The sequence below is a fragment of the Skermanella rosea genome, assembly GCF_016806835.2.
GTDB lineage: Bacteria > Pseudomonadota > Alphaproteobacteria > Azospirillales > Azospirillaceae > Skermanella > Skermanella rosea.
Genome location: NZ_CP086111.1, coordinates 5411048 through 5434046, shown reverse-complemented (window position 1 = coordinate 5434046; position 22999 = coordinate 5411048). Strand labels below are relative to the sequence as shown.

Below are 22999 nucleotides of genomic sequence, written 5' to 3'. Positions count from 1 at the left end.
GGCATTAAGATCCAGTTAGGCCCGCACTGGCAAACCTTGCGAAGAATGCCCGAGGTCCTGACGGGGTTCGGTTCGCTGGCTCTCACGGTGGAAGAACAAGGTCACGGTCGTGCCGGCTTCGGCAGTACTTGAGATGGCGAGCCTCCCACCGTGCATCTCGCTCAGCCGCCGGCACAGAGCCAGTCCAATGCCCATCCCGCCATGGTGGCGGGAGAGATGGGGGTCAGCTTGGGTGAACAAGCTGCCGAGATTCTCGACCATCTCCTCCGGCATCCCGCCTCCAGTGTCACGGATCCGCAGCCGGATGGCCTCCGCCCGGGCTTCCGCGGCGATCTCAATCCGCCCGCCGGCGGGGGTGAACTTGATGGTGTTGGAGAGAAGGTTCAGCAGAACCTGCCGGATCGCCCGTTCGTCGGCCACGATCCCGGGAAGGGTGGTGATGGTGTTGACCAGCGTCACCACGCCTCCCCTTTGGTTGCCGCTCCGAAGCTCGTAATCCCATCGCCCACGGCGGTTTCGGTTTACTCCTGTCAGTGTCGGAGACCGTCAATTCCTAGGCCGTCTGGCAAACCCGAGGATTGCCGGCAGGGCAGGCGTTAGACCATTCTCCAGATACTTACCCGCCGGTCACCGTCAGGTAGGGAGCCGGGGGCTTCTCGCCCGGTCCAGCCATCCTCGGAACCGCATTACTGACCGGCGGCAGGGTCTTGAGGTAGGCCGCCAGTGAATGGGCGTCCTCGTCCGTCAGGGCCGAGTAGGATGGCCATGGCATCACTGGGGCCAACTGGCGACCATCGGGCCTAACACCCGTGCGGACGGCCGTGACGATGTCGGCCTCGCTCCACGAGCCAAGGCCGGTTTCAGTATCCGGCGTCAGATTCGGCGGGTAGACAACGCCCACCTGCGGGATACCAAAGCCGATCTTTGAGCCGGCCAGGAGCATGCCCGGCTCCGGCTTCCCCATCATGGCATCGGGGGTATGACATCCGGTACAATCCATAATCTTGGAGAGATATTCTCCCCGCTTGATCATGTCATCGTTGGCGTGGACTGCGGTGGTCAGAGGAGCGATCAAGATGGGCATTTTGCACAAATCCTGCACCTTTTCAGCTGGGACTCATCCGAATTGGCGGGATACCGCTACGCGGTGATCAAGACGGGCCGGAAAATTCCACGATATTAGCCTTGGCCGGCGGGTGCGAGTTGGTCGCGGACGATCCACATGATGACTGGGATTCCGGTCGGCACATACTGAATATTAGGTTTGTGCGGTCACGGCGATCATGGTGGTAAATAGAGGGACGCCAGCGGGGCGTCGTAACCGCCATGGAAACCATCATGAACAATGGCTGCCGGAATGCGATGAACGGCTGTGGGCATACGATCACCTGCTGGCGGAGTAGTTGGCATCAGTTCGGGAAACGCTCTCGATCCCCTGGAGTAGCGGGTCACTGATCAGTAACCCCACCTGTCATACCCCGCGTTGGCCTCTGCCTGCCTGTGATCACTTTCCAGATCCCTGGAGCGATAGCTCCGCGACGATCCATACTCTATTATGAGGGTCGAGCCTTCCTGCAATATCGCTATAAGAAATGCCAAAGCACTCTCGATCTGGCATACATGATTTTTGATAATGAATTCCAAAAGAATGAAACTAGCCGACTTCAGTCATGACCGCTTCCCATTACATACACATGTCAACATTTGTTTATTCATGGGAGTATGCCGTCTGAGCAGAAACATACCTCATCACCAGATAGCAATCTGTGGTATTGTTTGGGGGCGTTTCAAGATAGCCCTGGATGCAGAATATCTCACGGAGACCATGATGGAACCCGATGATTGGACTTCCCTTGTTTTCGTTACCGCCGTCTGGGTGATGTTCGGGGCCGGCGTGATGTTCGGTGCGACGACATCGGTCAACGAAGGCGTGCATTACGTCGTTTCCAGCTCTGACAAGATAGCTACGCACCCTACAATCGTCCGGGCGGGGATCATCGCCAATTCCGAAGAAGTGGCTATGGCCCCGGTAATCACCGGAGCGGCACTCATGGCCCCTCGCTGATGAAGAGGGTAGAACTGCGAGGCTGGGGCTGCTCACTTGTTTGGTCCTTAGCAGCCCCAGTTCCGTGCAAAGCTCCGAGTTGCGAACCGGTCTATCTGAATGTACTATCAGACGGCCAGTGTAGCTGCCGTAGTTCTATGGCTTGAATAACACAATCCGAAACGTTCGGATCGGCATTTTGGAAAGTTCGACCCAAGAAGCTGCTTCAGCAGCCACTCGATCCTGGGGGCGAAAGTCGTTGTCCAATCAGGTTCCGGATCTCCACCGCTAATCGCCTAAGTTGTTTCCTGTGCTGGCAAGGGATTTCTATATCATCAGCAGATGATAATGCCATCCTTCGGATCCTGTCGTAGATGATGAACAGGACTTGCAGGCTTGGCTCTCTGGATCGGGACACGGAGGAAGAATAATATGATGGCTGCTTTTGCAGCCACTCCCGGCTGAACTGCCGCTGGCTCGTGACCAGACCAGCCGCGTGAAGCGAGTTGTAGATCAGACGGAGAGTCATGATGCCCGCCTGCCTTTTAGCTGACCGAAGAACCCGCGGATCTGCTCCGCAGACCGGTTCGCAACAACCACGCTCTGGTCTATGCAGTGCGGGGGGATTGCCCGGAGCCGAACAGCATCTTGTCGCGTTCCGACCGCCACTGCGACGCCCCCATCCGGCAGTACTTCAATGCTGTACGGCCCGGCGGCCCTGGTTTCAAGCCAAACCATGACTCGCTGGCAATACTCAGGCGAGACAACAAAAGAGCGAGAGGATGGAAAACTGGTTTCTATCTCTGCGACCAGGGATCCCAGGCAAGACTCTCGATCCGCTGCGGATTGCGAGGAACTCATTCGCCATATAGTCTGAACATACTTCATTGTTTTCTCCTGATATAATAAATGACTGCGTTGGCAGCCAAGTTTATTTATCCTGGAGCATCGCTTTCGTGTGGCTGCAGAGACAGCTACATGGTCTGTAGCTATGTCCTTTTAGAGGCAGAGCTAGTACACTGATGCATACAAGAGATGCACCGAGAACAGCAAAAATGCAGTCTACACATGAGCTTGCATATCGCTCTCTGAATCTTTTGAATGCGTCAGTGCACTAGTCATCGTCATCATCATCATTCTGCTGCTGGGAAATTCCGCCCTGCCGGTCATCGTCGTCATCGTCGCTGTCACCGCAGCCGCCCAACAGCAGGGCCAAACCCAGACATATCGCAGCAGGTATCCGCATGGCATTGCTCCTTGCAACAGTCTCCTGTGGTCCGATGAGAGAATAACGGCCGGTGTCGGTTTGGGTTGCCGTCTCGTATTGATGAGAAATTCCGGCAAAGCAGTGACAACCATTAGTGTGATGCGATACCTGTCACTGTCTTGAGCCGGGCTTTTCGGTGAGCCGAGAATATCAGGGCGACTTGCTGAACTTGATCTGGAGAGCGTGGGCAACCGGTGGAGCGACAAACTTCTCCAGGTCAGGGGAGCCAAACATCGCGAGTTGGCGGACGTATTTGCTCCGCTCGAAGATGTGGGCGGGCCGGGCCATGAGGTGGACGAATTCCAGATGCGGAGCCGTCTTGTATAGAACGCCCGCGAGATCCCACTCATCGCTGAAGTCGTCGCTTGCTCGCATGCCTCGCACAAGATACCGGGCACCGAACTGGTGGGCGGCTTCGTTCACCAAAGTATTGTACTGGACAACCTGGACGCGGTCGATGGCCGGGGCATCGTTGGGCGTAATCTGTAGATGCCAATTCAGCGTTTGCCGGACCATTTCGACTCGATCCATGGGAGCGAAGAGCCCGCCGTGCTTCTCCGGGTTCACGCCGATCCCAATATAGAGGGAGTCGAGCAGTTTGGCCGCTCGGATAGCAATGTCCAGGTGGTCGAGTTGAAAGGGGTCGAATGATCCCGCGTAGAGCCGGATTTTCATGACAGCACCCAATCAACCCGCGACGAGCTGCTGAACCGGACCTCGGGTGCTTTCCCGTTGCGATGCATGCTGACTATCGCCTCCCTCCTGATCATTGATCATCACAGACGAGTGTTCGGGAGTGGGTTCAATCCAGGCCATAGAGCGATTTTCTCATCAGCATCAGTCTGGCCCCGCTTCGCCGGGATTGCGACATCAAAGACCCTGCTCATGCCTACACCATCTCTCTGGCCGCCCAGACGGTGGATTGCAGTTGTGGCAGTGGGTACGCCAGGGCCTCTACTTGCCCCTACGGGGCTTCATTCTGGTCTCTGCGGGCCAGTTGGCTCCTCCCCGGACTCCCCTAGGGCATAACACTCCCACGAGATACCAATCGGCCCGATCTGGATCCCGCTGTCATCGTCGCCGAAGTAAACCCCAATCACCCACTTGAAAAGATCAATCTGGACTCGAAGTCGCCATTTGCCCGCCCAAAAAAGGATATGATCGACGACGAGAGTATTCCATGGAAACTCTCGGGCCGGGATGAATATCACAGCAGGCCAAATGCTGATGACCCATTCATTGATGCCTCGTTCAGCTCCCCACATCGGCGTCGTCCACCACCATTGGATTAACACTCTGCCGATTTCCCAGAATTGTTTATAAAACCGAATTCTCACGAGTTCCCGTATCTCCTCTGAACGATGACGATGCTGAAGGTACCTAAAGTCATCTGATAATACGGATCCCATCGTACTCTGATAAACGTTTAGTTGCTGTCGGGCGGGACTCGGATTACAGCTTGGATCTCTCGGGCCAGGACGGTTTCAACCCGCGAGGGGGTGCTGAACTCGACCTCGTATGCCTCCCGCTGCGATGCACATGGACTATCGTCCCCTGCTGATCGGAAACCATGACGACCGATAGTTCGGGGATGGGGTCAGCTAAAGTCATAAGTTGATCCTCTACAACGATTTTCTGACGACCTTGACCGCCTGTTCGGGTACCTGTTCACCCTTATTGTCGGGAGTCATGTAGGCCCGCGGAGTCGTCCATAGCTGCCCTTAATGGTAACATCCGAGGCGAACAGGCCGATTGAGGGCGGCCTGTTCGCCCGCCTTGACCTCCTCAGTATCCTGGCCAAGCAACGCCTCTAAGTGGACCTGGACGACGTCGCCGTGGTTGCGGAGCCGGAGCCCATCAGGTACGCCCCGTCGAACGAACTCTGTATGGCTCTGGCCGTCAGGAAGCTCGCTAAGACGTTCAGGGGTGAGGATGAGGCGACGCATCAATCAGCGTCGCATAGTCGGGACGGCTGTCAACTTCACCATCTAGGCATTGCCGAATGTCGGTTGCAGCCGGACGCCGCGTCCGTCGATCAAGCATCCGTCTGGCTGTCGGTCGAGAGTATTTCCCCAGCCGGGATGCGGACGAGGATTTCTACCAACGCCGTGATTCCATCGTCCTCCCGAAGATCGTGGTCAATAGGATCTTGGACGGCATGCACCGGATATTTTCGCGGATCGATGCCGGTGCCTACGACAGCGATAATGGCCCTGACCGTGGGGTCTATGTACTCGTCGCACATCCTGGCTGCGAGCAGCACGCCGACGATGACTTCCAAGGCGGACGGCTTGTCCGCCCTCCCGAGCAATCGCCGGAGAAGCAGGCGACCATCCAGTTCCTGACCTCGGTACAGACCCGGAGCCGTCAGCTTACGGCAGATCCCCAGGAGGGTGCGGTGTCGTACCGGGGCCAATTCCGGCATCCTGCCTTCAGGCTTTATCAGAATGACCCCCATATGAATCACAGGGTTTCTCTTCATGACGGCGACAAAGGCCTCGGATGGGGTGCACGGCATCTCCCAGTGAACGCATGAAGTCCGCCGCTTGTGCCCACCCGTGTTGGAAGCTCGTCCCTCGGATGATACTGACGCGTCATCTAATCGATTGCACCGACTCGGAGTCGTGACGATCCGCTTGGGGTCACATGAACAATACCCCACCTCCTCAACCACAATGTGCGTTACTGGTCAGCTGCTTTGTGACTGTTCGAGATCGTTGTCAGGGAATTCCTTGGGGGCTGGCCTGTTGACCCTTACGGGGTATTTTCCCGTAAAGGAGGTAAGCAGATGCTGAAATCCGTGTTGATGGTCGGTGTTGCTATCACAGTTCTGGGCGGAACCCCGGTCCTGGCCCAGTCCACCACGAGCACCACAACGGCGACCACGAGCCAGACCGGCGGGGCCGGCATCATGACGATGACGGTTGACGATCTTGAGGACATGACGGTCTACGGGGCGGACGGTCAGGAAATCGGCGAGATTGAAGAGGTGGTTCGCCAGAGCGGTGGCAGCACCGCAACGGCCGGTGGCAATCTGTTCGCCGTCGTGCAGGCCGGCGGCAACTGGTTCGGCCTCGGATCGGATCAGGTGCTGGTACCGGTCAACGAGTTCTCCATGCAGGGCGACCGCCTGACCCTGCCGATGAACGAACAGCAGGCCACGGCACTCCAGAAGTACCAGGAGGATGACAACCAGTTCGCGGAGGTCGAGGACGACCAGACTCTGACTGAGGCCCAGGGATCGCAGTGATCCGCGTCGCCGGACACGGCCGGGCTGGAAGGCCCGGCCATTTGGATAGGCCGCGTAGGGCCTGCTGTCCCACCGTCCACAAGTTGCCCTGGGGCCGGTCGCTCTAGCTGAACCCCGGCCGGTAGAAGGCCCAGACGGTGTGGTGGCGGGCTGCCTGATCCATGATGCCGCTCAGCACCCACCTCGGCGGTGGACATTTCCGTGGATGAGCACCACTGACAGTTGACGCCCTTTCTCAAGAAGTGGAGTCGCACAGACTTGGTAAATTACCCCGGCAGACCTCGGCCACGGCAGTTTGTTCTGGGCTACCGTGGAACATTCTGCCGGATGAGACTGGAGAGTCGGGGTACGCGGTCGGCATCCGGAATTTGCTCGGTCCGATGGCGGTTAATCACGATAAACACTCCGACTGGGACCGCCCCATGCGTTCTTCGTACCTCCTGCCAATACTTCCGCTGCTTCTCCTGGGATGCTCTATCCCCGACGATGACCAGGGATATGGTGTCCGGGGCCCCGCCGCCCTAGAGCGAGAACGGCAAAACCGCGTGAGCGACCTCAGGCGGACCTGTCGGGAGGGGGACCGTCCATCCTGCGACGCCCTCAATCGGGAGATGGAGCGGCAACGTCGCGAAGAGCGATACGAGGGACCCCAGCCGTCCCTCTCGGAACGGAACCGTGACCAGCAGAGAGGCGACCAGGAGAGACATGAGGAAAGGTTGAGACGTCAGCAGCAGCGATTCGATCCCCTGGGCCGGCCGTAGGCGATCAAAGCCATCACGATCAGCTTACGGATCTGATCTAGAAGGACGACCTGAACGTCGGCCGGAGCCAGGACAGCAGTCACCACGACCGCCTTGGCGATCCAGCAGGTCCACCACATTGCGGTGGTGTCGGCCCGCATCGCCCCCTCGCCCGCCGCATTCTCCACCACCGCAGAGAATCACGGTCCGCCGGCCGTGCACAGCCCTTTTCCGCAGTCTGATAGGCTTCGGTGTAGGTTCCGTTCGCCTCGATGGCGGCAGAGCCAGATGAAGAAAGAGACCCTGGTAGAGTGGTTCGGACCCGGTCCGGAGAGCCCGCCCGACGACTTTCCTGAACCTCAGACGGCTGATGTGTCGGAAACGGTTTCCGAAAGCACCCCCGACAGTCTCCCGCCGGAACGGCCCGAGTCGGATCCCAGGATGGTGACGGGGAGATGAGGTGAGCGAAGACCGGGACCGGCTGCTGGGCCAGTAGTCCGATCAGACCGGGAACTGATTAGCTACCGGGAGGAACCCGGACCACAGCTTGGATCTCGCGGGCCAGGACGGTATCGACCCGCGGTGGATTGCTGAACTCGACGTCGTAGGCCTCGCCGTTGCGTTGCACATGGATTATCGTCCCCTGCTGACCGAAAACCCGGACAACCGACAGTTCGGGAATAGGTTCAGCTAGAGTCATGCGTCTAACTCCTCTATCGGCAAGCACCTTCCGACGACCTCGACCGCCAATTCGGGAACCTGATCCCCCTTTTGCAACAGCTTGGCTTCGGTCGCTCCGTCGTAGTCGATAAAAGCGATGCCGGCTGACGTGGCGAGCTGCTCGAGCCAACTGCGGAGCGGTTCCAGTGTATGCTCAACCCACAGGGCCTCGGGCGACACATAGGACGATGGTTTTGGATACAGTCCCTTCTCCCAAGCGTCGATGCACAGGCCGCAGCCCCACCCGTTGTCGAACTCCTTCGGTGAAATGTCGGAGTCCCAGATGATGTCCCAGCACTCTCCACTTCGCACGGCATAAACTTCGATGCCATTGTCACTCAAAGAACCATGGAGGCAGTTCCAGCCCTCTATTCCGAATCTGACGTGATTTGGCTTGCTGTTTGCGATCACGATCCCGACCGGCAATGCGGAGCGTTCGAGCCATGCCAGGAAGATCGCTACGACGTCGATCATTCTCCACCTATTGGTTCACTGCGGTGCCGCTTGACATCGGCGACGTTGGCGGTGACCCGCCGGACCACCTGGGCGTAAATGGCATGTTCTAGTAACATCACCGACTAGGGCGACCACATCAACTTCATTCATCTGGCTCTTGTTTGGGTTTGCCGATCAAGCCGGGGCTGTCGGCCCTTCGGCATCCCAAACTACTAGTCGCCATATGGGTGACCCACCATGCCTGTGCGATGATGGTGTGGTCTATCGGAAACGAGCTATCACGGTCGGGGTCATCAGGCATGGACGTGGAACTGCGATGGGAGAGCTTCCTGATCGGCCTTGCCTGGGACACGGAAAGCGATGCGGACTTCTCTATCTACTTGCTACTTGCGGCCGTTATCCTTGACTTGGCCGTTCAAGCATGGACTGCCAGCCGATGTCGGACAGGACTGCCACGTCGGGCAGGTGGCCGGTCCATAGCTGCAAGAAGATCACGTCCAGAGCGATGTCGAAGCTGCTCTATCACGACGGTATTTGAGGCACGCCCGTCGGCCCCGCCGGCAGCCGGTGATTACTAGGCGGCGACCATCTTAGCACCATTGACCTGAACTGCGGCGTCATACGACCTGATCGTCACCGTCACGCCATCATGGGCCGCGAAGGTCCCAAAGGAGCCGGACACGGAATTTTCCGACGTGGTCGTCCGGGCGTTGCGGGTACCGTCATCACCATTCGAGAAATTGGCGAAATTAAACCCGCGACCATGCAGGACCAAGGACTCGCCGGACTCGTTGGTGAAGCCGCCCCACTGTAACTACTCACCCCCCTGGCTTTAGCCGGTAACATGCTGAAACTATGCTGGTTTTCGGGTTCTGCAGCCATACCCCATAGTGAAGTAACGGCTCGCGGCTGGTCTCGTCACAAGTATTTGTCTTACTTGATCAGCTGATCCGCCGAAGAGCAGGGCAAATCGTTATTTGATACCGCTTATGCGGAGTGTCGCCCAAATCCAACGGTATCAATGCGTTACCGGTTGTTAGGGGGGTGAGCAATCACGCCCCACTTGCTGATTTCGATCTGGAACTTGCCGCTCTTGAGGTCATTCAGGAGTCCGTCGCCGCCGAATTGTCTATCGAGTTCCAGGGTGAAATTGGGCGAACTCCCCCTTCAGGGCGAAATGGAGTGTCTGCTCGCTGACCGGTTCTCCGGTAGGAGGTGTGACGCCCTTGTCCCAGGAAACGGTGGCCTGTTCTCCCGTGTATTGGCCGGTGTGATCGGCAAAATGCGTCGCGGCCCGCTGGAGAACGGCCGCCTGAGAGTCGTTGACCTGAGCGGCCTGCACTCCCCCGTTCTCAGTTTTATCGAACGTCAGCCCGGCCCGGATGCCGTCCCGCTCGGCCCTGTCCTCGGCAGTGGCGTCCTTATTGATACGCTTTCCGGCTGAACGCTTCGATTATGAACCAAGTGCCTTGGCGAGTTTGGACCCAATATAATCGAAGCGTTCAGCCGCAAAGCGTATGAGATAGGTCATGCCGTTGACCTGGACCCGGTTGGCCTGGGGCCGGCCGCGGGTGTTGCCGGAGTCGCGGGCGTCAGCGAGGCTGCGGGCATTACCGCGGCCGCAGCCGCCGCGGGCAGGGATCTCTTGACTGGGCTGAGGCGATCCGCTAGGGTACACCCGTGGATACGACAAATACCATAGCAAGACCGGTATCGTGAGGCGGTTCCATAGGCCATACTCCCGGTAGGGGCGTGGCTACGACAACACGACTTGGATGGTTGCCTGCTTCGCGACCATTGGCTATCCCCTACCCCGTAGGGAGTGGCTACGACAACTGACCAAAGTCACGCCCGCCCCACGGGGCGGGCTGTGTCTGCCAAGTTCAGCCCAATCCCGCGATCCCGATCCCATTATCCTGGGTCCACACGATGGCTTCGATCTGGTCAGCCAGGATGCTTCCGATCTCGAACTCGATCACCGCCTGACCGGCCGGAAACCGATGCCCGTGGACCATGGTGCCCCGCCTGCCGTCGCGGTGCCGGATCACCGCCCGTTCGGGAAACCGATCCCGGCTCACAGCAGCCGCCTCAACTGATCGTGCAGGTCGCCGAGTGGAGCCAGGGCTGGGCACTCTTCAAGCAGGGCGACCATCGGGTGAATTCCCGCCCTGATCCCGCTGAATCCTGTGCACCACCTCAACGTAGCTCTCGAGCAGTGCGGTGTGATATTCGGACCCAATGGCGGCGGCTGCATTCATGGCGGCGTCAAGGCGATTTCGCTTTGCCGTCAGGTCGGCAAGGCACTGGTCAATCAGGTCGGGGACGGCGTCAGACATATCGGTAGCAGGCTCCCATAGGGAAAAAACTCGGCTGGAGGGCAAGCCAGTCGGGCGAAAAGACATTCATGAAGTTCAATACGAAAATTCGCCACTGGATCACTAGAAGCATGAGTATGTATACGTGAGATTTGGATAATCTAAAATATAAATTGACAGCTTGATCCTCGTAATCCAATGTTCGATGCCGCGTTCCGTTCTCAGCGTTGGCAACGGTGCGAAGCCCGAAAACCCGCGTAGTTTCTGGGTTTTCGACTTCGCACCCAGTTCGGGCGAGTACGGGAGTACGCGGTAACCTCCTTTCAAACTCTCTGTCAGTTCCTACATTTTTCTTCTTAGATGTGTGTCTCTTCTTTATATATTAATTTCTAAAAATAATGCTCTCCGTACTCAAAGGCGTATAAATCGTTGATTTGATTGAAGGAAAAGTAGGTACGGAAACAATTCGTTCCGTACCCACTTGGTGCTCAAACGCCTGCCTCCGTACTCCCGCCGCCGATCTTCTCGCCGACTTCATTCATGCCAGCGACCGGGTTTACGGGCGAGCGGACGACAGCAGTGGCAGTATCGGCGACGTGTTCCACCTTGCCGTCCAGGACTGGGGACGGGTCTGGTCGGGCGTTCGCGACCGCCGGCCGGAAGCTCTTGCCGGTGTCGTGCTGCACGAGTTCGAGCATAACAACTACGGTTTGAAAGATGGCATCATCCCTGCCTTCGTTGATGCTCTGGGTCCGGAGGGCCTCGACGCACTCACTCAGTTGATCCGCGGCAAACTCAGTTCGCCCACCCGAGGCTCAACGACGGACCAGATCGATCACGATACGAATCGGCTTATTCGCGGACTGATCCAGATCGCCGATGCCAAAGGCGATCCGGACGCGTTTGTCGCGACGGTCGAGCAGACCGGATTCGCGGAGCGTCGTGCAATCGAGATTGCGGCACGGATGCTGAAGGCGGGACGCCCCGCTGAAGCATTGCAATGGCTTGATCGATGGGATGGTCGAGGGCTGGGCGGTGAACAGAGTACGGTCAACATCCGCATCGCCGCTCTGACGGCTCTTGATCGTCAGGATGACGCCCAGGCGGTGCGATGGGACTGGGTGGTGAGAAAGCTCAGTCTGGAGCACTTCCGCGACTATGTGCGGCATCTCCCTGCTGAAACTGCCCATGCGGCGACGGTGAGGGCGACCGAAACTGCCGTCCAGCACGAGGATGTACTCGCCGCTCTTCAATTCCCCGTCGGCGTTGGTGCGACAGCCGTGGCCGGACAGATCATTCTGAAGCGACTGCCCGAGATTGATGGCCGTTGGTACCATGATCTTCGTCCAATCGCCAAACAACTCGCCACCGATCAGCCGCTGGCGGCGGTGGTGCTTTACCGGGTGATGGCCGAGGCAGTGCTCAAGGAGGCTCGCTCAAAGCACTACTCCTACGCGGCAAAAGATGTGCTCTCAGCGGGTCAGATTGCAGAGGCGGTAACCAACTGGAAAGGACATGAGGATCACGCCGCCGTCGTGGATCGGCTTCGGCAGCAGCATGGGCGGAAGTCTGCGTTCTGGCCGTTGTTGGAGGAAAAGCCTCGACGACAGTCGCGAGCCTGATGAAATGTGCCTATTAGAGTGTGAGTACGACAATCACAATTTCATTCACCAAATCGGATGGGACATGCCTTTTTAGGCCACACCGGCGCCCCGCGGGGCGCCGGTGTGGCTACCCATTCCTGGACCCGGCCCATTTCCACTATTACGTCTCGGTCACCAGTCTGCTACGGACTATGGCACTGGCCGCCGCCAGATTTGGCGAAGTATGTCTCGCACGGGTTCACTGGTAGCGGCCTCGCGGTGCCGCTGTCGGTCGGCTAGGATCTTGCCGGCCCTCCATTTGATGAACCAGGGCATGGCCATCCGCTGTAGCTTTGGATTGCTGGGATCACGGGCGAGTTGCTGACGGGCAGTCCTGTGTAGTTCAGCGACAATTTCCCTTAATTCCCTATCAGCATCGGTTTTCAGCTGCATGTGATCCGGCCGCACACATGCCGGATTGCCGCATCTCAGTTTGATCCGCGGATAGGCGACAAAGCGGGACGGCGGCGGGTTACCGTATGCGTATCGGTAGACTATCGGCCTAACGGCTTTCCGCTGGCCCGCAACCTTGATGACCGGTTGTCCATTTTCGAATCGCCCGATCCAGGTCCAGCAGGCGTCGGGCTCGGTGCCTCCCGGTGGGGCTTGGATTGCCGCCATGATCCGCTCCAATACTGGCTTGGGCTTCCTGGCCATGGTGCCTTCCTTGTCCTCCACGGCGGGATCAACGATGGGGCCGCGCAGCGGCCCCTGTATCGGCTGACCAGGGCCACGTCAACGTCCCGACGGCACCCGATCCTGGATTGGGTCAACGACCGGCCTTCACCCCAGAAATCGGATTGGTGAACGAACAGACAACTACGCAGGGGCCGCGCAGCGGCCCCTGCGTCATGGAGCGAACGAAGAGCAACGACCGGGCCTCCGGCCCAAATCGATATGGTTGGCAACCGGATCATCGCGTGAGTCATCGCTCAGCCTGATCTTTCCGGTTTCCCCTTGCGGAGCAATATGGTTCAAGCGAAGCGGACTGGGCGAGCTTGCTCGCACGGTCCGATGAGCGACGAACCGCGTGGTCGCTCGCTCCCGCGAGCGACGCACGCCTAGTATCGATGGAGTGACGACGGTTGTGACCGACCAGATCACGTTCCGGGCGAAGCCCGAGCGTATACACGGCTGAAGGCTGCGGTTTACGGTTGAGCTTCGCACCTGATACACAGGATTAGGGCTGGAGGGGATTGTGTTACTATGTTTACATAGTAGCACATTTACCCCCCCTAATGTTGTTTGTCAGGAGTGAGGCTTATTCCGCTTGCTTGCCATGTCCACCCGTTAGCGGCACCCGTGAGGCCATGACATTCCCCAAGCCGCTCCATTGACAATGATCACAGGCCCGCGGTGATCCTTTAATCATCGACCGCAGGTTCTCGCCGATATTGACTAAGGGATTTCCGCAGAACATTGAAGAGGTCGGAATCAGGGCATGCTCCTGGATGCCTCAGATTTTTGCCTAGCCAGCACTTCATCATGACCCTGCCTCTGTCTTCTCTGCCATCACAGTGGCTCTCCTGGCCGCGCGCAGCGCGGCCAGGGCGGAGGCATGTGGTCTCGTGCCCGACATCACCGCTGTGATCGTGCTTACCGCCGCTGTCCAGACCGGCCCGCCAACTCAGGTCGAGTTCCAATAGCCTCTACCGATGCGACACTGGCCGCCGGAGTACCACATGGGTTTCCTTGACCCATTTTGGCACTGTGTTCCACTGCATTTTAGGATCATGTGGAACTGGGACCCCCATGCTGGTCGGATACGCCCGCACATCAACCATCGATCAGGCCGCCGGCTTCAACGATCAGGTCGAACAACTCCGCCGGCTAGGTGTCGAGAGGATCTTCCAGGAGCAGGTGTCCGCAGTCGGATCCCGACCGCAGCTTGAGGCGTGTCTCGACTTCGTCCGTGACGGCGACGTTCTGATTGTCACCCGCTTGGACCGGCTCTGCCGTAGCACTGCCCACTTCTGCGAAGTCTTCGACCGACTGGAGCGGAAGAAGGTGGCGATCCGCGTCCTGGATCTCGGGATCGACACGACCAGTCCGACTGGCAGGATGATCGCCGAGATCGTCGTTGCGGTCGCCGGGTTCGAGCGGAGGCTGCTGCTCGAGCGGCAGAAGATCGGCATCGCCCAGGCGAAGGCTGCGGGCAAGTATCGCGGCCGGGCTCCAACGGCCCAGCGACGGTTCAGTGAGGTGATCGACCTCCACCGGGCCGGTGCCCGCCCCGCCGAGATCGCAGCCAAGCTGGCAATCAGCCGGTCGAGTGTGTTCAGGGCTTTGCGAGAGGCGAGGACGACCGCATGACTAGCTGGCGGTCAGGCCGGCAAGGCTGAGCCAGGATCCGGTGCTCGGCCATCGGACGCCTGTCGCGGACGACGCTTCGGGTGACCCAACCCAGGAAAATCGATCAGGGCTGCGGATCCACAACGACGGATGGAGGCACGTCGATCTCCGCCCTCGCTCCTGGTGCAGGGACCATAAGCCAGCCGCCATCCATCACCCGACATCTCGACACGCCGACGACAAGCGTTGGACAATTGGGGCACCTCCAGCAGTAGAGGCCGTTCCATGCCCCTCCTCGGCTCCACCAATCCTGCTTATCCCATTGATCTAGAGGCAAAATCTGCCCTTACGGGGTTGGAGTCCGCCCGGTGTGACACACCCCTGTCGCACACGGCGTCGGCCGAATCGCTGCCATCTCCTTCAAAATCCGCCGTTTCAGCCCGCCCTGGGTGTTGCACAGCCCTGTCGCCCAAGCGGCGTTCCACGGGGCTGTGGCTGCGGGGAGCCGTGTGGCAGTTCCGGACGCGGGTTCCGGCCGGCCTCCAGGCGGTTCTGGGCCGGACCCACATCAACCGATCCCTGAAGACCAGCAGCTACCCCGACGCTATCCGGGCGGCCCGCAGGGTGGCCTTCGAGATCGAGCAGGAATTCGATGCGGCTCGCGGGGGCATCGGAAGCGACCGGGCCCACGCCGCCAGCAACAGGACTAGCTTGTCGCCACCAGCCCCCTCGGTGACGGCCGACGCCGTCCTGCCCGGTTCCACCGGCCCAGCCATCCATATCGACCTCGACGCCCTGGCCAACCGCATCGCCGAAAAGCTCCAGGCACCCCAACCGCCAGCCACGGAGGCAGCTATGCCCACTGCTGGGCCCGCTAAGGCGAAGACTATCCAACAGGTCTACGACGCTTATATGGCCGACCCTGGCGACAGGTCGTCCTCCAGCCCAATGCATCGCCCGATCTAGTCCAGGCAGTCACGAAACTATGCCGGAACCACGGCGTCGTGGCCCCGGAGGCATCAGCGATGGATTGCAAGCCGAGGCTGTGAGGCGTCAGGACACTGATCTCTCGTCGAGCAGCTTGATCAGGGCTGCCCGATCTCCCGCATAGTCCGGTCCCAGCTTTTTCAAAACATCGAACCAGAGGTCCTTGTCGAGGATATTAATACGCCCGTCGGGTTTATTGAAGTTCGTAATTATTTCTTTTAGGATTTTATGTATCCTCCAGGGCTCTCCACGTCCGATGACAAGAGCGAGCAACTCCCGTTGATTGTTCAAGGCGGCCTCTGTGACGCCCCGTTCGATATCCCGCTCGATCTGAAGTTCAAGCAGGGAGTACTGAAGGTCACTGATTCTGTCGGTCTTTATATGGATGGGCATCAGCCGCTTTGTGACAGTCTCTGACGCGGCTTTGGTCAGCCGCTCTTCCTGGGCAGCGACGGCGTCCTGGAGCCTCTGGGCCTGCCGACGATCCAATTCGGCGGTCTCGGCCTGTATGTGGTTCCGGAGGCTGTCCTCGATAGCCTTGACGCGTTCGCTCGACAGCCGGGATTGGGCGAAGACCACGATGGCCGAAACCAGCGTCACGATCCCGGCCATGGTGGCCAGGGTGGCCCAAACGGCGTCGAGAAGCTGGTCTTGGAAGGCTTCTTGAAGCTCAATCTGTCGGCGGAGCAGATCAGTTTCCGCCAAGGGCGGCGGAGGCGGGGTCTGGGCGGCGACGAAATCTGGGAGGACGATCAAACAGACGAAGAAGACCAGCGAGGGCCAGAGGGGGCATCGGGAGATCATGGGATTCCTGGGGTAGGGTAGAGCCTGAACAACGCTGAAAGGACACCGGTGTTACCGGACCCGCCCGGGCATGAACCTTGTAGAACCTTGAGGGCGACGACGATCGTGAAGGGTTCTGAAGGAAGCCTAGGCAAGCCCAAGAGGCCTGGAACCTGAGTTGCATTTTTTCACGCGGACACCCCAACGCCTCTCAAGGAAGCCGGGATTTTCTCAGGGGGCCGGGTCCGAAGATCCTACCCTCCTCCGATAGATCACGCAGAGAAAAGATGATAGACGAAGCCGCGAGAAAACCCGAGCTTCCTCGCGATCTCGCTTTCCTCCACGTCCTGGGCCTTCAGAGTCTTGATCGCATGGAAGTCCAGCGTCGCCTTGCGGCCCGTGTGGGTGCCTTCGGCCTTGGCCCGAGTGATCCTTTCAAATTGCCGCTCCTTCCTGAGGATCGCCTCAGATTCTACCAAAATCAATGACATATCCAAGAATGCCTTGCCCACGGTGGACGCAGTGTCGATGGGCTGCTCTGTCGCTTTAAGCGTCATGCCCCTGGTCTTGAGTTCCCGCACGATGTCCTGGAAGTTGACGCTGCTCCAGTTGCATCCCCTATCTCGGCACCACTAGAATCTCCAACGACTCCTTCCGGCTCTCCTGCGGACCTGAAACACCTTTAGCGATAGCCCTAAAATCGCTTGTGCAAGCGAACATAGCCCTAGCGGACAGATCTATGCGTCATTTGCATGACTCGGCTTGATCAGCCACGTGTTTCTGCATTCCAGTTTGAGAATGCAAATTCCACATAGATTCATAGGAGAGCCATGCGATTTTTGCATTCAGGAGGCATAGGAAATCGTCAATTCGGCTGGCCAGCGTCCCGGACATTCGGTACAGCCTGCGGCAAGCATAACGCGGCGGGCGGCCGTACCGACAGAGGCCATGAATTCTGCCACCTTCGGCACAGCAACCAGGACCGGTCCTTCTTTCGGCTGGTCGGAACCATACTGCCGGACCGCAAGGCCAGAAGAGCATGGCTGGACCAGAACGAACATTTTTTGACGCTGCGACGCGTGGAGCCGACCTGATGGCTATTCCCGATTTCCAGACCCTGATGCTCCCCGTGCTGAAGACCGCCGCCAGTGGTGGCGAGGTCCGCATCGGCGACGTGGTGGACCAGCTTGCCGACGCGTTCGCGTTGACGGACGAGGAACGAGCCCACCTTCTGCCGTCAGGCCGTCAGACGACCTTCGCCAACAGGGTTCACTGGGCGAAGAGCTATCTGACTAAAGCCGGGCTGGTGGACCTGACGCGGCGGGCACATTTCCGCATCACCCCGGTGGGCCGGGACGTGCTGAAGTCGCCACCGGAGCGAATTACTATCCGGTTTCTAGAGCAATTCCCGAGCTTCAAGAGCTTCCGCGACGGCGAGGCTGGGACGGCCGAAGCTGCCGATATTGCCGAGGTCGTGCTGCCGGTTGCTGAGAGTCCCCTAACCCCCGATGAGGTGATGCGGCAAGCCCACGTGCGTATTGAGGCGTCGTTGGCGGAGGAGATCCTCCAGCGGGTGCGGTCCGGTACGCCCTCCTTCTTCGAAAAGACCGTAGTCCGCCTGCTGGTTACTATGGGATACGGCGGGTCCGTGACGGATCTCGACAAGGCCCTAGTAGGTAAGTCGGGCGACGACGGTATGGACGGCGTCATCGACCAGGACCCGCTTGGGCTGGACCGGGTCTATGTTCAGGCCAAACGGTACGCCGATGGAAACACTGTTGGGGCGGGGGCGATCCGCGACTTCTTCGGCAGCCTAAATCTGTTCAAGGCGACCAAGGGGCTGTTCGTCACCACCTCCACCTTCACCACATCGGCCCGAGAGACGGCCGACCGGCTCGGCACCCGCATCGTGTTGATCGACGGCATCCAACTGGCCAAGCTGATGATCCGTCACGAGGTCGGGTGCCGGATCGAGGAGACCCTGCATATCAAGCGGGTGGATGAGGACTTCTTCGAATAGCAGTCGGGCCTATGCCGGGGATGGGGCAATCAGCAGGTGGCCAAGGTTCAGTTCTGGGTAGCTGACTTTGGAGATTGCCTCCAGAAGGGTCGATGCCCGGAACCCCCGGCCGTAGAACTCGGCACTTTCAGAGCCCATGTCGCCGTTGTCGCCAGCCCAACCGCCAAGGGCGAGGGCAAGTTCACGGTCAACCCGAGCCTCCCGGAGAGCGTCGCGGAAATTGTGGCGGAAACTATGGAAGCAAGTCCGGCCAGCCGACGCTCCCGTCTTTTGTAGGAAGCGGCGGAACCACTTCGAGAAAATGTCGGAGTAGTATCCAGTTTTCGCTGGAGTTAATTCCGGAAATAGTTTGGCGTTCCTCTTCCGCCGCTGCTCGCTGACGTAGTCCTCGAATCCCGCCGCGAGCAACATCGGATGGACCGGGATGACCCGCTCGCTGCTGCCGGTCTTGAGCCGCTTGTCGTCGGTCCCCTTGATCGCCTCGGCCGTGACAACAAAGCACAGGGTGCTGTCGATCACCCGGACATCCTCGGTGTTCATCTGGCAGATCTCGTTGAGCCGCATGCCCGCAAACAAGCCGATCAACGGCACCCAGAAGCGTCCCCGCCGGGGACGGGCGTCTCCCGGCTTGGCGTAGCCGTAGTCGTCGTCCTGGCAACCGGTGTAGAGCGGGGCGGTGAAGATGGCTTGAAGCTGCTTCGGGGTGAACGGCTGCCGCTTGTCCTTGCGGTTGGTGGTGTCCACGACGCCAAGGCCCTTCGCCGGATTCCGGTCGATGAACCCCTCGTTGACCGCCCAGGTTAGGAGGGCGGACAGCTTCGTCATGTAGCCGTTCACCGTCGCGGGGCTGAGGCCGGACGCCTTGCCGGCATCGCGGGCCTTCTGGGCGATCTCACGGGCGGTCAGGTTCGGGTACCGCTTGGTTGAGTTGGGCGGCAGCCACCGGAGGGTGTCCATGACCTCGCGGCAGGTCTCCCGGCCGATGTCGGACAATGGCGTGTCCTGGCCGATGATCTCGATCAGCAGCCCGAACACGGTCTCGTAGGCCAGGACGGTCTTGCCGGACCGGATGACGCCAGGGTCGGCCATATAAGCGTCGTAGACCTGTTGGATAGTCTTCGCCTTAGCGGGCCCAGCAGTGGGCATAGCTGCCTCCGTGGCTGGCGGTTGGGGTGCCTGGAGCTTTTCGGCGATGCGGTTGGCCAGGGCGTCGAGGTCGATATGGATGGCTGGGCCGGTGGAACCGGGCAGGACGGCGTCGGCCGTCACCGAGGGGGCTGGTGGCGACAAGCTAGTCCTGTTGCTGGCGGCGTGGGCCCGGTCGCTTCCGATGCCCCCGCGAGCCGCATCGAATTCCTGCTCGATCTCGAAGGCCACCCTGCGGGCCGCCCGGATAGCGTCGGGGTAGCTGCTGGTCTTCAGGGATCGGTTGATGTGGGTCCGGCCCAGAACCGCCTGGAGGCCGGCCGGAACCCGCGTCCGGAACTGCCACACGGCTCCCCGCAGCCACAGCCCCGTGGAACGCCGCTTGGGCGACAGGGCTGTGCAACACCCAGGGCGGGCTGAAACGGCGGATTTTGAAGGAGATGGCAGCGATTCGGCCGACGCCGTGTGCGACAGGGGTGTGTCACACCGGGCGGACTCCAACCCCGTAAGGGCAGATTTTGCCTCTAGATCAATGGGATAAGCAGGATTGGTGGAGCCGAGGAGGATCGAACTCCCGACCTACGCATTGCGAACGCGTCGCTCTCCCAGCTGAGCTACGGCCCCACACCAGAACCCCGGACCGCCATCAACCGTCGCGGTGGAGTGGGCCGGATAATGGTGGGCGGAACCGGGTCTGTCAAGCGTTCTGCGTCGAAATATGCTTGCGGTCCCGCGGGCTTGCGGTGCTTGCCTGAGGCAGGTGGGGAGGGTAGGGTGCAGCGCATTTTTTTGTCCTGCGGCCCGGTAGACCATGCAATCTCTTTTCCTGCTGATCGATACCATTCTGGGGCTCTATGTCTGGATCCTGATCGCCTCCGCGGTCCTGAGCTGGCTTGTCGCCTTCAACGTGGTCAATACCCGCAACCGAGCGGTCTACGTGATCGGCGACTTCCTCTATCGCGTGACCGAGCCGGTGCTGGGGCCGATCCGGCGCATCCTGCCCAACCTGGGCGGCCTGGACCTCTCGCCGATCGTCGTGATCCTGCTGATCTTCTTCATCCGCAACCTGCTGCGCGAGTACGCGTTCCTGGTGTGATGCCGTTCAAGCCGGTCGCCGACGGGGTGACGGTCGCCGTCCGGCTGACGCCCAGGGCGTCGCGCAACGCCGTGGCCGGGATCGGAGCCGGGCAGGCCGGGCGGGAGCAGGCCGTGCTCAAGGTGATGGTGACCGCCGTGCCCGAGTCCGGCCGCGCCAACGAGGCCCTGGTCCGGCTGCTGGCGAAGGAGTGGAAAGTGCCCAGGTCCGCCATCACGCTGATTGCCGGTGCCACCGACCGCAACAAGATCCTGCATGTCGCCGGCGATCCCGCCGACCTCATGACCCGTTTGACCACCCTGTCCGTTCCAACCGATCCGTCCGGAAGTTCCAAGCCATGAGCCAGGCACGCATCATCGACGGCAAGGCCTTCGCCCGGCGCCTGCGCGACCGCCTGTCCCTCCAGGTCGCCGCCCTCGGCGAAGCCCACGGGTTGCAACCCGGCCTCGCCGTCGTGCTGGTCGGGGAGAACCCGGCCAGCCAGGTCTATGTCCGCAACAAGGGGCAGGCGACGGTGGCATCCGGCATGCGCTCGTTCGAGCACAAGCTTCCCGACACCACCGACCAGAAGACGCTCATCGGCCTGGTCGAGCGGCTGAACCGCGACCCCGCCGTCAACGGCATCCTGGTGCAGCTGCCGCTGCCGCCCCAGATCGACCCGGCGGCGGTGATCGCCGCGATCGATCCGGACAAGGACGTGGACGGCTTCCACGTGGAGAACGCGGGCCGGCTGGCGCTCGGGCTGCCCGGCCTGGTGCCCTGTACGCCGCTGGGCTGCATGATGCTGCTGAACGACGTGCTGGGCGACGACCTCGCCGGCCGCCGGGCACTGGTGCTCGGCCGCTCGTCGATCGTCGGCAAGCCCATGGCGAGCCTGCTGCTGGCGGCGTCCTGCACCGTTACCACCGCCCATTCGCGCACCCGCGACCTGGCCGACGAATGCCGGCGCGCCGACATCCTGGTGGCCGCGGTCGGCCGGCCGGAGATGGTGCGCGGCGACTGGATCAAGCCGGGCGCCACCGTGATCGACGTCGGCATCAACCGGGTCCCCTCGCTCGATCCGGTCGCGGCTTCCGAGGGCAGGACGCGGCTGGTCGGCGACGTCGCCTTCGCCGAGGCGGCCGGGGTGGCGGGCGCCATCACGCCGGTGCCGGGCGGCGTCGGCCCCATGACCATCGCCTGCCTGCTGCTCAACACCCTGACCGCCACCTGCCGGCAGAACGGCGTGGCGGTCCCGGCGCCATGATCACCGCCTATGGCCGCACCGAGGCGGGCGTCTTCAAGGAGCCGCTGGAGACCGGCGCTCCCCTGCCCGACGGCGCCGTCTGGATCGACCTGCTGCATCCGACCGAGGAGGAGCGGGGCGTCATCGCCCGGTTCCTCGGCATCGACCTGCCCACCCACGAGGAGATGCTGGAGATCGAGGTCTCCAGCCGCCTCTATGTCGAGAACGGCAGCGCCTACCTGACCACCCCCGTGATCACCCGGGCCGACACCGAGCATCCGGGCCTGGGCGTCCTGACCTTCATCCTGACGCCGGGCCACCTGGTCACGGTCCGCTACGTGGAGCCCAAGAGCGTCGACACCTTCGTCTCCCGGCTCCAGCGCCAGCCCGAGCTGATCGCCGGGCCGGAGAGCGCGCTGCTCGGCGTGCTGGACGCCGTGGTCGACCGCGCCGCCGACGTGCTGGAGCTGATCGGCACCAAGGTGGACGGTATCGGCCGCCGCGTGTTCGACGATCCGCTGCCGGCCAAGTCGCGCGAGCGGGCGCGCAAGCCCGACTCCCTGCGCGAGGTCATGCGCGACATCGGCCGGGTCGGCGACGTCACCAACAAGGTGCGCGACAGCCTGGCCGGGCTCGACCGGCTGGTGGCCTACCTGGCGACGGTCAGCGCCGGCCGGCTGGACAAGGAGCAGAAGGCCCTGCTGAAGAGCCTGAACCGCGACCTGCGGTCGCTCGGCGAGCATGCGGGCTATCTCAGCCACCAGACCAATTTCCTGCTCGACGCGACGCTCGGCGTCATCAACATCGAGCAGAACGGCATCATCAAGATCTTCTCGGTGGTCGCCGTGGTGTTCCTGCCGCCGACCCTGATCGCCAGCATCTACGGCATGAACTTCCAGTTCATGCCGGAGCTTGACGAATCCTGGGGCTATCCCCTGGCGCTCCTGCTGATGGTCGTCTCGGCGATCCTGCCGCTGGTCTATTTCCGCCGCAAGGGCTGGCTGTAGCGGCCTCC

Annotated in this window: 26 protein-coding genes, 1 tRNA gene and 1 pseudogene; 12 read left to right on the top strand and 16 right to left on the bottom strand. The window is 60.6% G+C overall.

Annotated features, from left to right (window positions below; genetic code table 11):
• Positions 1–15: 15 nt before the first annotated feature.
• Together JL101_RS25295 and JL101_RS25290 are read right to left on the bottom strand one after the other, a co-directional pair.
• Positions 16–459, bottom strand: coding sequence for an ATP-binding protein (locus JL101_RS25295; protein WP_203103617.1), 444 nt, complete (start codon positions 457–459; stop codon positions 16–18).
• Between the two features lie 157 nt (positions 460–616).
• The gene (locus JL101_RS25290) at positions 617–1084 is read right to left on the bottom strand and encodes a c-type cytochrome (RefSeq protein WP_203103619.1); all 468 of its coding nucleotides are present in this window, start codon (positions 1082–1084) and stop codon (positions 617–619) included.
• 564 nt (positions 1085–1648) lie between these two features.
• Between JL101_RS25290 and JL101_RS25285 the strand changes: the two genes are divergently transcribed.
• A complete protein-coding gene (locus JL101_RS25285; RefSeq protein WP_203103621.1) occupies positions 1649–2065 on the top strand; it encodes a hypothetical protein in 417 nt (138 codons plus the stop codon).
• A gap of 205 nt (positions 2066–2270) precedes the next feature.
• On the opposite strand, the gene JL101_RS36955 is transcribed toward JL101_RS25285, so the two are convergent.
• The 4 genes from JL101_RS36955 to JL101_RS25275 all read right to left on the bottom strand — a co-directional run bounded on the left by JL101_RS36955 (position 2271) and on the right by JL101_RS25275 (position 5592).
• Positions 2271–2573 (bottom strand): DUF6626 family protein, encoded by a 303-nt coding sequence (locus tag JL101_RS36955; RefSeq protein ID WP_407697359.1) that lies wholly within the window; start codon positions 2571–2573, stop codon positions 2271–2273.
• 585 nt (positions 2574–3158) lie between these two features.
• The gene (locus JL101_RS36595) at positions 3159–3290 is read right to left on the bottom strand and encodes a hypothetical protein (protein WP_267133540.1); all 132 of its coding nucleotides are present in this window, start codon (positions 3288–3290) and stop codon (positions 3159–3161) included.
• A 171-nt stretch (positions 3291–3461) separates the two neighbouring features.
• Positions 3462–3986 carry a pantetheine-phosphate adenylyltransferase gene (coaD, locus tag JL101_RS25280; RefSeq protein ID WP_203103623.1) on the bottom strand — a complete coding sequence of 175 codons (525 nt, stop codon included), beginning with the start codon at positions 3984–3986 and terminating at the stop codon, positions 3462–3464.
• 1360 nt (positions 3987–5346) lie between these two features.
• Entirely contained in the window at positions 5347–5592 is a 246-nt protein-coding gene (locus JL101_RS25275; RefSeq protein ID WP_203103625.1) for a hypothetical protein, read from the bottom strand.
• 507 nt (positions 5593–6099) lie between these two features.
• Between JL101_RS25275 and JL101_RS25270 the strand changes: the two genes are divergently transcribed.
• Entirely contained in the window at positions 6100–6561 is a 462-nt protein-coding gene (locus JL101_RS25270; RefSeq protein WP_203103627.1) for a PRC-barrel domain-containing protein, read from the top strand.
• A 724-nt stretch (positions 6562–7285) separates the two neighbouring features.
• On the opposite strand, the gene JL101_RS25265 is transcribed toward JL101_RS25270, so the two are convergent.
• The 3 genes from JL101_RS25265 to JL101_RS25255 all read right to left on the bottom strand — a co-directional run bounded on the left by JL101_RS25265 (position 7286) and on the right by JL101_RS25255 (position 8495).
• Positions 7286–7462, bottom strand: coding sequence for a hypothetical protein (locus tag JL101_RS25265; RefSeq protein WP_203103629.1), 177 nt, complete (start codon positions 7460–7462; stop codon positions 7286–7288).
• Between the two features lie 356 nt (positions 7463–7818).
• Positions 7819–8001: a hypothetical protein gene (locus JL101_RS25260; protein ID WP_203103631.1), complete on the bottom strand. Its 183-nt coding sequence runs from the start codon at positions 7999–8001 to the stop codon at positions 7819–7821.
• Positions 7998–8495 carry a hypothetical protein gene (locus tag JL101_RS25255; RefSeq protein ID WP_203103633.1) on the bottom strand — a complete coding sequence of 166 codons (498 nt, stop codon included), beginning with the start codon at positions 8493–8495 and terminating at the stop codon, positions 7998–8000. The genes JL101_RS25260 and JL101_RS25255 overlap by 4 nt, the downstream gene beginning before the upstream one ends.
• A 1132-nt stretch (positions 8496–9627) precedes the next feature.
• Between JL101_RS25255 and JL101_RS25250 the strand changes: the two genes are divergently transcribed.
• Complete coding sequence (locus JL101_RS25250; RefSeq protein ID WP_203103635.1) at positions 9628–9921, top strand: hypothetical protein; 294 nt, start codon at positions 9628–9630, stop codon at positions 9919–9921.
• 439 nt (positions 9922–10360) lie between these two features.
• On the opposite strand, the gene JL101_RS25245 is transcribed toward JL101_RS25250, so the two are convergent.
• Together JL101_RS25245 and JL101_RS25240 are read right to left on the bottom strand one after the other, a co-directional pair.
• Positions 10361–10555: a hypothetical protein gene (locus JL101_RS25245; protein WP_203103637.1), complete on the bottom strand. Its 195-nt coding sequence runs from the start codon at positions 10553–10555 to the stop codon at positions 10361–10363.
• A 57-nt stretch (positions 10556–10612) separates the two neighbouring features.
• Positions 10613–10813 carry a hypothetical protein gene (locus tag JL101_RS25240; RefSeq protein ID WP_203103639.1) on the bottom strand — a complete coding sequence of 67 codons (201 nt, stop codon included), beginning with the start codon at positions 10811–10813 and terminating at the stop codon, positions 10613–10615.
• A 413-nt stretch (positions 10814–11226) separates the two neighbouring features.
• Between JL101_RS25240 and JL101_RS25235 the strand changes: the two genes are divergently transcribed.
• From JL101_RS25235 to JL101_RS36950, 3 genes are all read left to right on the top strand, one after another.
• Complete coding sequence (locus JL101_RS25235; protein ID WP_228435153.1) at positions 11227–12414, top strand: DUF6880 family protein; 1188 nt, start codon at positions 11227–11229, stop codon at positions 12412–12414.
• A gap of 1773 nt (positions 12415–14187) precedes the next feature.
• Positions 14188–14748 (top strand): recombinase family protein, encoded by a 561-nt coding sequence (locus JL101_RS25230; protein ID WP_203104598.1) that lies wholly within the window; start codon positions 14188–14190, stop codon positions 14746–14748.
• A 264-nt stretch (positions 14749–15012) separates the two neighbouring features.
• Positions 15013–15693 (top strand): DUF6538 domain-containing protein, encoded by a 681-nt coding sequence (locus JL101_RS36950; RefSeq protein WP_407697357.1) that lies wholly within the window; start codon positions 15013–15015, stop codon positions 15691–15693.
• Between the two features lie 87 nt (positions 15694–15780).
• Here JL101_RS36950 and JL101_RS25225 read toward each other — a convergent pair whose 3' ends face one another.
• On the bottom strand, positions 15781–16518 hold the full coding sequence (locus JL101_RS25225; protein ID WP_203104586.1) for a hypothetical protein: 738 nt from the start codon (positions 16516–16518) through the stop codon (positions 15781–15783).
• Between the two features lie 251 nt (positions 16519–16769).
• Positions 16770–17081 (bottom strand): hypothetical protein, encoded by a 312-nt coding sequence (locus tag JL101_RS25220; protein ID WP_323374743.1) that lies wholly within the window; start codon positions 17079–17081, stop codon positions 16770–16772.
• 246 nt (positions 17082–17327) lie between these two features.
• Between JL101_RS25220 and JL101_RS36945 the strand changes: the two genes are divergently transcribed.
• Both JL101_RS36945 and JL101_RS25215 read left to right on the top strand, forming a co-directional pair.
• The gene (locus JL101_RS36945; RefSeq protein ID WP_203104584.1) at positions 17328–17591 is read left to right on the top strand and encodes a YgjP-like metallopeptidase domain-containing protein; all 264 of its coding nucleotides are present in this window, start codon (positions 17328–17330) and stop codon (positions 17589–17591) included.
• Positions 17591–18517 carry a restriction endonuclease gene (locus JL101_RS25215; protein WP_203104582.1) on the top strand — a complete coding sequence of 309 codons (927 nt, stop codon included), beginning with the start codon at positions 17591–17593 and terminating at the stop codon, positions 18515–18517. The genes JL101_RS36945 and JL101_RS25215 overlap by 1 nt, the downstream gene beginning before the upstream one ends.
• Before the next feature lie 9 nt (positions 18518–18526).
• Here JL101_RS25215 and JL101_RS25210 read toward each other — a convergent pair whose 3' ends face one another.
• The 3 genes and pseudogenes from JL101_RS25210 to JL101_RS25205 form a co-directional block, all read right to left on the bottom strand.
• Entirely contained in the window at positions 18527–19894 is a 1368-nt protein-coding gene (locus JL101_RS25210; protein WP_228435152.1) for a site-specific integrase, read from the bottom strand.
• A 21-nt stretch (positions 19895–19915) separates the two neighbouring features.
• A pseudogene (locus JL101_RS36940) lies at positions 19916–20011 on the bottom strand (DUF6538 domain-containing protein); the annotation flags it as partial.
• Positions 20012–20211: 200 nt separating this feature from the next.
• Positions 20212–20287, bottom strand: a tRNA-Ala gene (locus JL101_RS25205).
• Between the two features lie 187 nt (positions 20288–20474).
• Between JL101_RS25205 and JL101_RS25200 the strand changes: the two genes are divergently transcribed.
• From JL101_RS25200 to JL101_RS25185, 4 genes are read left to right on the top strand one after another with little or no spacing between them, the layout of a single operon-like run.
• The gene (locus JL101_RS25200; RefSeq protein ID WP_203099810.1) at positions 20475–20759 is read left to right on the top strand and encodes a YggT family protein; all 285 of its coding nucleotides are present in this window, start codon (positions 20475–20477) and stop codon (positions 20757–20759) included.
• Positions 20759–21100 carry a DUF167 domain-containing protein gene (locus JL101_RS25195; RefSeq protein WP_203099807.1) on the top strand — a complete coding sequence of 114 codons (342 nt, stop codon included), beginning with the start codon at positions 20759–20761 and terminating at the stop codon, positions 21098–21100. The genes JL101_RS25200 and JL101_RS25195 overlap by 1 nt, the downstream gene beginning before the upstream one ends.
• Positions 21097–22005 (top strand): bifunctional methylenetetrahydrofolate dehydrogenase/methenyltetrahydrofolate cyclohydrolase FolD, encoded by a 909-nt coding sequence (folD, locus tag JL101_RS25190; RefSeq protein WP_203099805.1) that lies wholly within the window; start codon positions 21097–21099, stop codon positions 22003–22005. Before JL101_RS25195 ends, folD begins: the two co-directional genes overlap by 4 nt.
• A complete protein-coding gene (locus JL101_RS25185; protein WP_203099803.1) occupies positions 22002–22991 on the top strand; it encodes a magnesium transporter CorA family protein in 990 nt (329 codons plus the stop codon). Before folD ends, JL101_RS25185 begins: the two co-directional genes overlap by 4 nt.
• The last annotated feature ends 8 nt before the right edge of the window (positions 22992–22999 follow it).